The 12591-nt window shown below is 65.9% G+C and carries 10 protein-coding genes; 2 read left to right on the forward strand and 8 right to left on the reverse strand.

Annotated elements, in window-relative coordinates:
- The coding region (locus SE92_RS28330) for an efflux RND transporter permease subunit (RefSeq protein ID WP_063200922.1) at positions 1 to 2631 on the forward strand (2631 nt) is incomplete at its 5' end.
- A 169-nt stretch (positions 2632 to 2800) separates the two neighbouring features.
- Positions 2801 to 3928: an AAA family ATPase gene (locus SE92_RS28335; protein WP_063200924.1), complete on the forward strand. Its 1128-nt coding sequence runs from the start codon at positions 2801 to 2803 to the stop codon at positions 3926 to 3928.
- A 25-nt stretch (positions 3929 to 3953) separates the two neighbouring features.
- Here SE92_RS28335 and SE92_RS28340 read toward each other — a convergent pair whose 3' ends face one another.
- The 8 genes from SE92_RS28340 to SE92_RS37245 all read right to left on the reverse strand — a co-directional run.
- Positions 3954 to 4745: an inositol monophosphatase family protein gene (locus tag SE92_RS28340; RefSeq protein WP_063200926.1), complete on the reverse strand. Its 792-nt coding sequence runs from the start codon at positions 4743 to 4745 to the stop codon at positions 3954 to 3956.
- A gap of 86 nt (positions 4746 to 4831) precedes the next feature.
- On the reverse strand, positions 4832 to 5914 hold the full coding sequence (locus tag SE92_RS28345) for a tetratricopeptide repeat protein (protein WP_063200928.1): 1083 nt from the start codon (positions 5912 to 5914) through the stop codon (positions 4832 to 4834).
- 8 nt (positions 5915 to 5922) lie between these two features.
- Positions 5923 to 6612 carry a thiamine phosphate synthase gene (locus SE92_RS28350; protein ID WP_063200929.1) on the reverse strand — a complete coding sequence of 230 codons (690 nt, stop codon included), beginning with the start codon at positions 6610 to 6612 and terminating at the stop codon, positions 5923 to 5925.
- Positions 6613 to 6615: 3 nt separating this feature from the next.
- Entirely contained in the window at positions 6616 to 7641 is a 1026-nt protein-coding gene (locus tag SE92_RS28355) for a class I fructose-bisphosphate aldolase (protein WP_063200932.1), read from the reverse strand.
- Positions 7642 to 7866: 225 nt separating this feature from the next.
- Positions 7867 to 8934 carry a class II fructose-bisphosphate aldolase gene (gene fba / locus SE92_RS28360; RefSeq protein WP_063200935.1) on the reverse strand — a complete coding sequence of 356 codons (1068 nt, stop codon included), beginning with the start codon at positions 8932 to 8934 and terminating at the stop codon, positions 7867 to 7869.
- A gap of 57 nt (positions 8935 to 8991) precedes the next feature.
- The gene (locus SE92_RS28365; protein WP_063200938.1) at positions 8992 to 10188 is read right to left on the reverse strand and encodes a phosphoglycerate kinase; all 1197 of its coding nucleotides are present in this window, start codon (positions 10186 to 10188) and stop codon (positions 8992 to 8994) included.
- Positions 10189 to 10334: 146 nt separating this feature from the next.
- The gene (gene gap / locus SE92_RS28370; RefSeq protein WP_018318705.1) at positions 10335 to 11342 is read right to left on the reverse strand and encodes a type I glyceraldehyde-3-phosphate dehydrogenase; all 1008 of its coding nucleotides are present in this window, start codon (positions 11340 to 11342) and stop codon (positions 10335 to 10337) included.
- 148 nt (positions 11343 to 11490) lie between these two features.
- On the reverse strand, positions 11491 to 12591 hold a 1101-nt coding region (locus tag SE92_RS37245; RefSeq protein WP_283806797.1), incomplete at its 5' end, for a transketolase-like TK C-terminal-containing protein.

Below are 12591 nucleotides of genomic sequence, written 5' to 3' on the forward strand. Positions count from 1 at the left end.
TACTCCACCGAGCGCTCACTTCGCGTCTGGGTCGATCCGGCCAAGCTGGTCGGCTATGGGCTCACCGCCGACGACGTCAACAAGGCCATTGCCGCGCAGAACGCGCAGGTCGCCTCGGGCAGCATCGGTGCCGAGCCGTCGACGTCGAGCCAGCGCACCTCCACCCTGGTGCTGGTCAAGGGCCAGCTCTCCTCGCCGGACGAGTTCGGCGCCATCATCCTGCGCGCCAATGCCGACGGCTCGACCGTGCGCCTGCGCGACGTCGCGCGCGTTGAGGTCGGTGGTCTCAGCTACCAGTTCAACACGCGGCTCGACGGCAAGCCGACCGCGGGCCTCTCCGTCCTGATGTCGCCGACCGGCAACGCGCTGGCGACCGCGAGCGCGGTCGAAGAGAAGATGAAGGAGCTGTCCCGCTTCTTCCCGGCCAACATCTCCTACGAGATCCCCTACAACATCACGCCCGTGGTCGAGGCTTCGATCAAGAAGGTGCTGATGACGCTGGTCGAAGCCGTGGTGCTGGTGTTCGTGGTGATGTTCCTGTTCCTGCAGAACATCCGCTACACCATCATTCCGACCATCGTGGTGCCCGTGGCGCTGCTGGGCGCCTGCACCACGCTGCTGCTCGCCGGCTATTCCATCAACATGCTCTCGATGTTCGGCATGGTGCTCGCGGTCGGCATCCTCGTCGACGACGCCATCGTCGTGGTCGAGAACGTCGAGCGCATCATGAGCGAGGAAGGCCTGCCGCCGAAGGAGGCGACGCGCAAGGCGATGTCGCAGATCTCGAGCGCCATCATCGGCATCACGCTGGTGCTGATGGCGGTGTTCGTGCCGATGGCGTTTTTCCCGGGCTCGGTCGGCATCATCTATCGCCAGTTCTCGGTGACCATGGTCGCCGCGATCGGCTTCTCCGCCTTCCTGGCTCTGTCGCTGACGCCGGCGCTGTGCGCGACGCTCCTCAAGCCCGTCGCGGCCGGTCATGGTCACGCCAAGAAGGGCGTGTTCGGCTGGTTCAACCGCATGCTCGAAGGCGTCAAGGAACGCTATTCGCGCACCGTCGGCTTCTCGCTGAACCGCACCGGCCGCCTGATGCTGGTCTATGTCGCGCTGCTGGCCGGTCTGTCCTGGGCCTTCGTCAACCTGCCGGGCGGCTTCCTCCCCGTCGACGACCAGGGCTTCGTCACCACCGACGTGCAGACGCCGTCGGATTCGTCCTATGCCCGCACCGAGGCGGTGATCGAGAAGGTCGAGAAATATCTGGCCCAGCGGCCCGGCGTCGACAACGTCACGTTCCTCACGGGCTTCAGCTTTTCCGGCCAGGGCATGAACACCGCGCAGGCCTTCATCACGCTGAAGGACTGGTCGGAGCGCGGGCCGAAGGATTCCGCTGCGGCGATCGTCAACGACATCAACCGCGATCTGGGCGCGTCGGTCCGCGACGCAAAGATCTCGGCGCTGCAGCCGCCGCCGATCGACAATCTCGGCAACTCCTCGGGCTTCTCGTTCCGCCTGCAGGACCGCGGCCAGAAGGGCTATCAGCAATTGATGCGTGCCGCCGATCAATTGATCGCGGAGGCCAATGCGAGCCCGGTGCTGCAGAAGGTCTATGTCGAGGGCCTGCCCGAGGCGGGCGTCGTCAATCTCGTGATCGACCGCGAGAAGGCCGGCGCCTTCGGCGTCACCTTCGAGGACATCAACAACACGATCTCGACCAATCTCGGCTCGAACTACATCAACGACTTCCCGAACCGCGGCCGCATGCAGCGCGTCGTGGTGCAGGCCGACGCCCGCGACCGCATGCGGACCGAGGACATCCTCAACTACAACGTCAAGAACAGCCGCGGCCAGCTCGTGCCGTTCTCGTCTTTCGCGACGGTGGAATGGGCGCGCGGGCCGACGCAGATCGCCGGCTTCAACTATTATCCGGCGGTGCGCATCTCCGGCGAAGCCAGGCCCGGCTTCACCTCGGGCGATGCGATCGCCGAGATGGAGCGGCTTGCGGGAAAACTGCCGCGCGGCTTCGGCTATGAATGGACCGGGCAGTCGCTGCAGGAAAAGCTGTCGGGCTCGCAGGCGCCGTTCCTGCTCGCGCTGTCGGTGTTCGTGGTGTTCCTGTGTCTGGCCGCGCTCTACGAGAGCTGGACCATTCCGCTCGCGGTGCTGCTCACCGTGCCGCTCGGCATCGTCGGCGCGGTGACCGCGGCGATGCTGCGAAGCCTGCCCAACGACGTCTATTTCACCGTCGGCCTGATCACCATCATCGGCCTCGCCGCCAAGGACGCGATCCTGATCATCGAATTCGCGAAAGATCTGCGGAAAGAGGGTAAGCCCCTGGTGGAAGCCACCATCGAAGCCTGCCGCCTGCGCTTCCGCCCGATCCTGATGACCGGCCTTGCCTTCATCTGCGGCGTGCTCCCGATGGCCATCGCCCACGGCGCCGGCGGCGCCAGCCAGCAGGCGCTCGGCTCAGTCGTGATGGGCGGCATGATCGCCGTGGTGATCCTGGCGCTGCTGATGGTGCCGGTGTTCTTCGTCTCGGTGCAGCGCGTGCTGGCGGGGGACAGGGAGCCGAAGGCGGCGAGGGACGGCGAGGCGTACGGTCCGCCGGCGCCGGCAAGAACCGGCCACTGAACGCCGGATCGGTCCTGACCGCCAGGGTTGGATGCGCCGTCGCTTGATGTCGACGGGCGTCCGGCTTGCTTTCGCGCGAGCGTCGACCGAGACTGCATCCCTGGATTGATGGGATGTGCGTTCGCGCTGGACCTGCGAACGCACCAGACCTGCCGATTGAAAGCATGCGATGCGTCCGACCGACATTACGATCTCAAACTATCGTTCCATCCGGCGACTCTCCATCCCGATCCATCCCCTGTCCGTCTTTGTAGGCGAGAACGGTGTCGGCAAGTCCAACCTCTACAAGTCCTTGTCGCTGTTGCGCGACGCGGCAGCCGGGCGGATCACGCGGACGATCGCCGACGAAGGCGGGTTGAATTCGGTCTGCTGGTCCGGCGTCCGCAAACGCGGCGAGGATGGAAGGTTGCGGTTGTCGGTCAAGTTCGACCGTCTCAAATACTCTATAGAAGTCGGATATCCGGCCCCGCTCGAGGCGGCGTTTTCCGGTGAGCCGATGATCAAGTCCGAAAGCATCGAGACGACGCAGGGCAAACGAACGGTTCTGCTGATGGAGCGGAAGAATTCGCTCGTCAGCGTCCGCAGCGAGAGCGGCGCATGGAGCAGCCACAGGGATGCGGTGCTGCCGTCCGAGCCGGCGCTTGCGGGCTTTTTCGACGGCAAGGAATGCCCCGAGATCGACCTGCTCAGAAACGCGATGCTGGGCTGGCGCTTCTATCACGACTTTCGTACCGATCCGGCGTCGCCGGTTCGAAAGCCCTGTCTTGCGATCACGACGCCCTCGCTCAGTGCCGACGGAAGCGATCTCGCTGCGGCCCTGGCGACGCTCTACACCATCAGAGGAGATGCCACGGATCTGCAGGATGCGATCCAGGACGCGTTCCCGGGCGCCGAGCTCCGCGCATGGGAACAGGGCGGCGAGTGCGAATTCGATCTGCAGCTGGAGGATATGCCGCGGCCGTTCAGGGCTCACGAATTATCCGACGGGACACTGAAATACATTTGCCTGCTCGCGGTGTTCATGGGCTATCGGCTTCCGCCGTTCATCGCGCTGAACGAACCCGAGACCAGCCTGCATCCGTCGCTGCTGGCCCCATTGGCCCGGCTGATCGCCAAGGCATCGAGCCGCGCCGACATCTGGATCGTCACCCATTCGGAACAGCTGATGGAGGCCCTGCGGAGCGAGAGCTCCGTCCCGCTCCGCCGCGTCATCAAGTCGAAAGGCGCCACCACGATCGAGGGCCTGACCCTCGGGGGTGAGTACCGGGACGAGGAAGCCGACGATGACGAGTCTTAGCTGATGAGATCGAGCAGTCGTGCGGCTATGCCGGCTTCCGCAAAATCTTCACCAGCTCCCCGTGCACATACTCATTCCCGCACACGACGTTGCCCGTCACCAGCGCATCTCCCGGCGTCGCGATGTCGCTGACCGTTCCGCCGGCCTCGCGCACCATCAGCATACCGGCAGCGATGTCCCAGGACTGCAGGTCGCGCTCCCAATAGCCGTCGAGGCGGCCGGCGGCGACGAAGGCGAGGTCGAGCGAGGCGGCGCCGAAGCGGCGCAGGCCTGCGACGCGGTCCTGGATCGCGGTCATCTCGCGGCGGAATTCCTCGTGGTCGCCGCGGCCGATATGGGGCAGGCCGCAGGCCACCACGCATTCGTTGAGCTGGCGGCGCCCGGCGACGCGCAGGCGCTGGTCGTTGAGGAAGGCGCCCTTGCCGCGCTCGGCGATGTAGAGCTCGTCATTGGCGGGATTGTAGATCACGCCCGCAATGATCGTGCCCTCGCGCACGAGGCCGATCGAGATCGCGAATTGCGGGATGCCGTGCAGGAAGTTGGTGGTGCCGTCGAGCGGGTCGACGATCCAGGTGTGGCTCTTGTCGGAGCCCTCGCGGGTGCCGCCTTCCTCGCCGATGAAGCCGTAGCCGGGGCGGGCCTTGGTGAGGTCCTGGTAGACGATCTCCTCGGCGCGCTTGTCGGCGAGCGAAACGAAATTCGCCGGTCCCTTCAGCGAGACCTGGAGATGCTCGATCTCGCCGAGATCGCGCTTGAGGCTGCGGCCGGCCCGGCGCGCGGCCTTGACCATGACGTTGATAGTGGCGGAGTACAGCATGAGGTTTCGGTCTTGATCAGGGGAAAAGAGCGCAAAATCGCGCCTGTTTGAGGGATGGGGTGCCCTGCGGGGCCCGCAAGGTCAAGTCATTTGCTCCCGAGCCATTTTTTGGCGGCGGCCTCCGCCTTGGCCCGCTCCTCGGCCGGCAGGTCGGACAATTGCTTGTCGAGCTCCGGGTCGCCTTTGCCGGCGGTTTTGGCCACCAGGTGCCATTTGAAGCCCTCGACCTTATCCATGGGGACGCCGACGCCGTTGATCAGCACCCAGGCCAGCCGGTTCTGCGCGATCGCGCTGCCCTGGCGGGAGGCCTTGCGGAGCAGGGCCACGGCGGCCGGTTGGTTCTTCGGCGTACCGGTGCCGTTGAACATGGCGATGGCATATTCGACCTCGGCATCGACATTGTCGGCGAGCGAGGCGGCCTGCAACAGCCGCACCGCGCGCTCCGGGTCTTTCGGCACGCCCGTGCCTTCCTTGTAGAAGGTCGCGAGCGCGTATTGCGCCTCGGGCAGGCCGGCATCGGCGGCCTGGCGCAGCAGCTCGGCGGAGCGCTTGACGTCCTGCGGCAGGGTCTGGCCGTCAAGGTAGAGCAAAGCAAGGTTATAGGCCGCCTTGGGCTCGCCGAGCTTGGCGGCGGAGGCCATCAGCCGGACCGCCTCGCCCTTGTCGACCGTGCCGCCGCGGCCCGAAATGCGCAGCATGGCGAGCGCGAACATCGCCTCGCGGTCGCCGGCGTCCGCGGCGCGCTTGTACCAGTCGGCCGCCTTGACGTAGTCGCGCCGGATGCCCATAGCGTTGGAATAGAGCTCGCCGAGCATGGTCATCGCCTTGGGGTCGCCGGCTTGCGCGCGGGCGGTGGCGAGGTCGAACGCGGTCTTGTACTGGCCGCGCTGATAGGCGCCGAAGACCAGGTCGGCGTTGGAATTGTCGGTCGGCGGCGCCGGGATCACGGTCGGGGTTGGCGTCGGCTTGGAGGACGGTGCGGGCTTGGGCGAGGCCGAAGGCTTTGGGGCCGGCGCGGCCTCCCTCTTCTTGGCGGGCGGGGGCGGCTTGGGCTTCTGCTTCTCCGCGGGCGGACTGGGGATTGTTGCCGGCGGGGTGATCTGGAGCTGCGCGGCCGCCGGTACCGTGAGCAGCAGCGTCGCCAGCATGGTGATGCAGGGGAGTTTCATGTCGGGCGCTAGCCGTGCTCGCTGCCCGCAGGATCTGGGCTGGCTATCGCCGTCGCGTGCGCCTTCTTGATCGCGGCGTCGACCTCGATCAGCGCGGCCTTGGGGCCGCGCGGATCGGACCAGACGAAGTCGCCGACCAGCACGAAATCGGCGCCGCTGAGCGCGAAGTCGTGGGCTTCTTCCAGCGACATCGCAAAGCCCACGCAGGGCGGCTCGAACAGCTCGGCCCACCAGTCGAGCCTCTCCGCGATCGCTTGCGCCGAGGGGCGCTGGCCTTTCGCATCGGGCTCGCCGAACAGCAAATAATCCGCGCCCAGCTCGCCCGCATCCATGGAATGGTGCCGCGTCGTCAGCCCGCCGACACCGGCGATGCGATCGGGCTTGAGCGATGGCAGCGCCTCTTTCAGCGCCGCGATGCCGGGCAGGTGCGCGCCGTCGGCGCCGCCGCGCGCGACCAGCTCGGCATGGCCCTCGACCAGCAGCGCGGCGCCGGCCTTCTGCACTGGCGGTGCGAAGCTCTTGATGCGCGTGATCATGGTGCGCTGGTCGGTCTCCTTCAGCCGCAGCAGCACGGCGGCGACATCGGCGGCGGCGAGCAGGCCCGGCAGCTCGGCAAGAAGCGCAGCGGGATCATCGACGACAGGCGTCGCAAGATAAAGACGCGGCGCGGGGCGCGGCGGAGGCGGTTTGTTCGACAAGATCTAGGCTGCCTTCTGTTCCAGGCTACTCTGCCACTCACCCTTGGCGGCAAGGCCGTTCATGCGCGCGCGATGGCTGAAGGCGGCTTGGCCGGCCGCGACGTTCTCGGGCCTCCCGGACCAGGCCTTCTGTGGGGCTGCCTGCAGCGCGCGGCCGTAGGAGAAGGTCAGGCCCCAGGGCAGCTGCCCGAGCTTGTGCATCGCGTTGAGATGCGCGGTTGCCTCTTCGTCGGACTGGCCGCCGGAGAGGAATGCGATGCCGGGCACCGCCGCAGGCACGCAGGCCTTGAGCAGCCGGATCGTCTTCTCCGCGACCTCCTCGACGGAGGCCTGCTTCGCGCATTTCTTGCCTGAGATCGCCATGTTGGGCTTGAGCACCATGCCTTCGAGCGCGACGCGCTGCACGCGCAATTCCTGAAAGGTCTTGTTGAGCACGCGTTGCGTCACCTCATAGCAGCGATCGATGTCGTGGTCGCCGTCCATCAGCACCTCGGGCTCGACGATCGGCACGATCTGCGCGGCCTGGCACAGCGCGGCATAGCGGGCCAGCGCGTGGGCATTGACGCTGATCGCGGTCATCGAGGGAATACCGCTGCCGATGTGGATCACGGCGCGCCATTTGGCGAAGCGCGCGCCGCGCTCGTAGTATTTCTTCAAGCGCTCGGCGAGCTTGTCGAGCCCGACGGTGACCAGCTCGCCCGGGCACATCGGCAGGGCCTGCGTGCCTTCGTCGACCTTGATGCCGGGAATGGCGCCGCTCTGCTCGATCAGCTTCACCAGCGGCGTGCCGTCTTTCGCGTCCTGCCAGATCGTCTCGTCATAGAGGATCACGCCGGAAATATACTGGCTGATGGCCTCCTTGGAGCGGAACAGCATCTCGCGATAATCGCGGCGGTTCGCTTCGGTCGAGTCCACGCCGATCGCGTCGAAACGCTTCTTGATGGTGCCGGAGGATTCGTCGGCGGCAAGGATGCCCTTGCCCGGCGCGACCATCGCGGTCGCTATCCTGTTGAGCTCAGTCAGATTCATCGAGAGGTCCTCCCAAAACGATTCTGCCCTTGCCCGTGAAAATAGACCGTTCTCGGGCAATTGCCGAGTTAACGTTGGTCGCAGGGTAAAGGGGGAGGCCGGTCATTCCGGGGCGCGCCCCTTGGCGCGAGCCCGGAATCCATTGATCCGCGTCGACGGTGGCACCATGGATTCCGGGCTCGCGCTGCGCGCGCCCCGGAATGACGGTGCCTGCCCTTACGTCGCCTACGCCACCTTCGGGTCCAGCTCGCCCTTGGCGTAGCGCTTCGCCATCTCGGCGGTGGTCAGGACGCGCTTGATCTTGGAGGCCTGGCCCGCGGTGTTGAACTCCTGCAGCCGCTGCTTGCACAGCTTGGTCATGGCTTCCATCGCCGGCTTCAGATATTTGCGCGGATCGAACTCTTCCGGGTTGTCCTTCAGAACTTTCCGGATCTGGCCGGTCATGGCCATGCGGTTGTCGGTGTCGATGTTGATCTTGCGCACGCCGTTCTTGATGCCGCGCTGGATCTCGGCCACCGGCACGCCCCAGGTCGGCTTCATCTTGCCGCCATTGGCGTTGATGATCTCCTGCAGGTCCTGCGGCACCGAGGACGAACCATGCATCACCAGATGCATGTTCGGGAGCTTGCGATGGATCTCCTCGATCACGTTCATGGCGAGGATGTCGCCGTCGGGCTTGCGGGTGAACTTGTAGGCGCCGTGCGACGTCCCCATCGCGATCGCGAGCGCGTCGACCTTGGTCTCCTGCACGAACTTCACGGCTTCGTCCGGATTGGTCAGGAGCTGGTCGTGGCTGAGCTTGCCCTCGGCGCCGTGGCCGTCTTCCTTGTCGCCCATGCCGGTCTCGAGCGAGCCGAGCACGCCGAGCTCACCTTCCACCGAGATGCCACCGAGATGGGCCATGTCGGTCACGGTCTTGGTGACGCCGACATTGTAATTCCAGTCGCCGGGGGTCTTGCCGTCGGCCTTCAGCGAGCCGTCCATCATCACCGAGGTGAAGCCGGCCTGGATCGCCGTCATGCAGGTCGCGGCTTCGTTGCCGTGGTCGAGATGCACGCAGACCGGGATGTGCGGATAGATTTCGGTGACCGCGTCCATCATGTGCTTGAGCATGATGTCGTTGGCGTAGGAGCGCGCACCGCGCGAGGCCTGGATGATGACGGGCGCGTCGACCTGGTTGGCCGCGTCCATGATCGCCAGCGCCTGCTCCATGTTGTTGATGTTGAAGGCCGGTACGCCGTAATCGTTCTCCGCCGCGTGGTCGAGCAGTTGACGTAACGTGATCCGAGCCATCTGTCTTTTTCTCCCGTTTGGGCCTTGCAAGGCCGCTCAATGTTTGCCGATTGAAGCTTACTTGACGCGCAGCACCTCGACGCCGGGCAGGGGCTTGCCTTCCATCCATTCCAGGAACGCGCCACCGGCGGTCGAGACATAGGTGAAGCTGCCGGCGACGCCGGCCTGGTTGAGCGCCGCGACAGTGTCGCCGCCGCCCGCGATCGAGGTCAGCTTCTTGGCCTTGGTGCGCTCGGCGGCGTGCTTGGCGGCCGCGACGGTGCCACGGTCGAACGGCTGCATCTCGAACGCGCCCAGGGGGCCGTTCCAGACCAGCGTCGCCGCGTCGTCGATCGCGGCGTGGACGCGGGCGATCGACTGCGGACCGACGTCGAGGATCATGCCGTCGGCGGGGATCGCATCGAGCCCATAGGCATGCGAGGGCGCGTTGGCGGCGAAGTGATAGGCGACGGTGGCGTCGACCGGGAGGATGATGGCGCAGTTGGCGGCTTCTGCCTTCTCCATGATGCGCAGCGCGGTGGCGGCCAGATCCTTCTCGGCCAGCGACTTGCCGACGGCGACGCCCTGGGCGTGCAGGAAGGTGTTGGCCATGCCGCCGCCGATCACCAGCGCGTCGACCTTGCTGACGAGATTTTCCAGCAGGTCGATCTTGGTCGAGACCTTGGCGCCGCCGATGATGGCGATGACCGGCTTGGCCGGCGAGCCCAGCGCCTTCTCCAGCGCATCCAGCTCGGCCTGCATGGTGCGGCCGGCATAGGCCGGCAGCTTGTGGCCAAGGCCTTCGGTCGTGGCGTGGGCGCGGTGCGCGGCCGAGAACGCGTCATTGACCCAGATGTCGCCGAGCTTCGCGAGCTCCGCGACGAAGGCGGGATCGTTCTTTTCCTCTTCCTTGTGGAAGCGGGTGTTTTCCAGGCAGAGGATGTCGCCGTCCTTCAGCGCCGCCACCGCCTTGGCCGCGGGCTCGCCGATGCAATCGTCCGCGAAGGCGACCGGCTTCTTCACCACCTTGGCCAGCGCTTCGGCGACGGGCTTGAGCGAGTCCTTGGCGTCGCGTCCCTTCGGCCGGCCGAAATGCGCGAGCAGGATGACCTTGCCGCCCTTGTCCGAGATTTCGGTGATGGTCGGTGCGACGCGCTCGAGCCGCGTGGTGTCGCTGACGCGGCCATTGTCCATGGGCACGTTGAGGTCGACGCGCAGCAGGACGCGCTTGCCCTTCAATTCGACGTCGTCGAGGGTGCGGAATTTGTTGGTCATCTCTCTCGTCCCGGGCGCTGCGCAGCGCGAAGCGATGCGCTGCAGAACCGGGACCCACATCACAGCGAGTCCCGCGGTTGAATGGGTCCCGGTTCTGCGGAGCAGCGCTTAGACGCTGCACCGCGTCCGGGACACGAGACCTACGTTCAGATCACCTTCGCGATCGCGGCGGCGGTGTCCGCCATGCGGTTCGAGAAGCCCCACTCGTTGTCGTACCAGGACATCACGCGCACCAGCGTGCCGTTCTGCACCTTGGTCTGGTCCTCGTGGAAGGTCGAGGAGTGCGGGTCGTGGTTGAAATCGATCGAGACGTTCGGCGCATTGGTGTAGCCGAGGATGCCCTTGAGCTGCTGCTCGCTGGCGCGCTTCATCGCCGCGTTGATTTCCTTGGCATCGGTGGCGCGCTTGGCGACGATCTTGAGGTCGACCACCGAGACGTTCGGGGTCGGCACGCGGATCGCGACGCCGTCGAGCTTGCCCTTCAACTCGGGCAGCACGAGACCGATCGCCTTGGCCGCACCGGTCGAGGTCGGGATCATCGACATCGCAGCCGCGCGGCCGCGATAGAGATCCTTGTGCATGGTGTCGAGCGTCGGCTGGTCGCCGGTATAGGCGTGGATCGTGGTCATGAAGCCGGTCTCGATGCCGACGAGATCGTTCAGGACCTTGGCGACCGGCGCCAGACAGTTGGTGGTGCAGGAGCCGTTGGAGATGACCAGGTGCTCCTTGGTCAGCGTTTCGTGGTTGACGCCGTAGACGATGGTGGCATCGGCGCCGTCGGCGGGCGCGGAGACCAGCACGCGCTTGGCGCCGGCGGTCAGGTGCGCGGAGGCCTTGTCCTTCGAGGTGAAGATGCCGGTGCATTCCATCGCGATGTCGACGCCGAGATCCTTCCAGGGCAGCTTCGAGGGATCGCGCTCGGCGGTCACCTTGATCTTGCCGCCGCCGAGGTTGATCGTATCGCCGTCGACGGTGACGGTGCCGGGGAAGCGGCCATGGACGCTGTCGAAACGGAGCAGATGGGCGTTGGTCTCGACCGGGCCGAGGTCGTTGATGCCGACGACCTCGATGTCCTTGCGGCCGGACTCGGCGATAGCCCGCAGGATGTTGCGGCCGATGCGGCCAAAACCGTTAATTCCAACGCGGACTGCCATGTTTCGTCTCCTTCAATGACCGTTGTCATCCCGCACAACGCGCCATACGCGCCTGCGAGGGTTTTTTAGGGGCGGACGCCCGGTTCAGCCGGGCGGTGCTTGATCATATGAGAGATTACGTAGTCCTTTTTTGCGGCAAGCTCAACTCTCAGGAAACGCGCTTCAGCACAGCGTTAACCGCGGCCTCGGCGGTAATACCGAAATGCTTGTAAAGCTCCTTGGCAGGGCCGCTTTCGCCGAACGAATGCATGCCGATGAATTCGCCGTCCTGGCCGATCACGGCGTCCCAGCCCCAGCGCACGGCGGCCTCGATCGCCACCTTCACCGGCGCGTTGCCGATGATTGCGGCACGTTTCGCCTCTGGTTGCGCTAACAACAGCTCGAGCGAGGGAACGGAGACCACCCGTGACGCGATGCCGCGTTCGGCGAGCTGCTTCTGGGCGGCGACCGCGATCTCGACCTCGGAGCCGGAGGCGAACAGCGTCGCCTTGGCTTCGCCTTGGGCAGCGACCAGTTCATAGGCACCGGCGGCGCACGGATTGTCGTTCGGTGCGGTGGTACGGAGCTGCGGCAGGTTCTGGCGCGTCAGTGCCAGCACCGTCGGTCCGTCCACGCGGTTGAGCGCGAGCTCCCAGCACTCGGCGACCTCGACGGAATCGCAGGGGCGGAACACGCGCATGTTCGGAATGGCGCGCAGCGCGGCGAGATGTTCGACCGGCTGATGGGTCGGGCCGTCTTCGCCGAGGCCGATCGAATCGTGGGTCATGACGTAAACGACGCCGGCACCCATCAGCGCGGCAAGCCGCATCGCCGGACGTGCATAGTCGGTGAACACCAGGAAGGTCGCGCCGTTCGGTGCGAAGCCGCCGTGCAGGAAGATGCCGTTCATCGCGGCGGCCATGCCGTGCTCGCGAATGCCGTAGTGGATGAAGCGGCCCTTCGGCGTCTTGGCCGAGAATGCGGTCGCCGATTTCGCCTTGTTGTTGTTGGAGCCGGTGAGGTCGGCCGAGCCGGCGAGGAATTCCATCGGCATCGCGGCGGCAATCACTTCGATCACCGCTTCCGAGGATTTGCGGGTTGCCGCATTCATCGGCTTTTCCAGCAATTCCTTCTTGTAGGCGCGCACGGCCTTGGCCAGCGAAGCGGGACGCTCATGGCGCAGGCGGCGCTCGAACTCGGCGCGCTTGCGGCTGCCGAGCTCGCCAAGGCGCGTCTCCCATTCCTGGCGCGCGGCGGCGCCGCGGCTGCC

The organism is Bradyrhizobium sp. AT1 (genome assembly GCF_001590795.1).
GTDB lineage: Bacteria > Pseudomonadota > Alphaproteobacteria > Rhizobiales > Xanthobacteraceae > Bradyrhizobium.

Coding starts and splice junctions, on each gene's coding strand:
- SE92_RS28335 (WP_063200924.1), top strand. CDS start 2,801: ATGCGTCCGACCGACATTACGATCTCAAACTATCGTTCCATCCGGCGA.
- SE92_RS28340 (WP_063200926.1), bottom strand. CDS start 4,745: ATGCTGTACTCCGCCACTATCAACGTCATGGTCAAGGCCGCGCGCCGG.
- SE92_RS28345 (WP_063200928.1), bottom strand. CDS start 5,914: ATGAAACTCCCCTGCATCACCATGCTGGCGACGCTGCTGCTCACGGTA.
- SE92_RS28355 (WP_063200932.1), bottom strand. CDS start 7,641: ATGAATCTGACTGAGCTCAACAGGATAGCGACCGCGATGGTCGCGCCG.
- fba (WP_063200935.1), bottom strand. CDS start 8,934: ATGGCTCGGATCACGTTACGTCAACTGCTCGACCACGCGGCGGAGAAC.
- SE92_RS28365 (WP_063200938.1), bottom strand. CDS start 10,188: ATGACCAACAAATTCCGCACCCTCGACGACGTCGAATTGAAGGGCAAG.
- gap (WP_018318705.1), bottom strand. CDS start 11,342: ATGGCAGTCCGCGTTGGAATTAACGGTTTTGGCCGCATCGGCCGCAAC.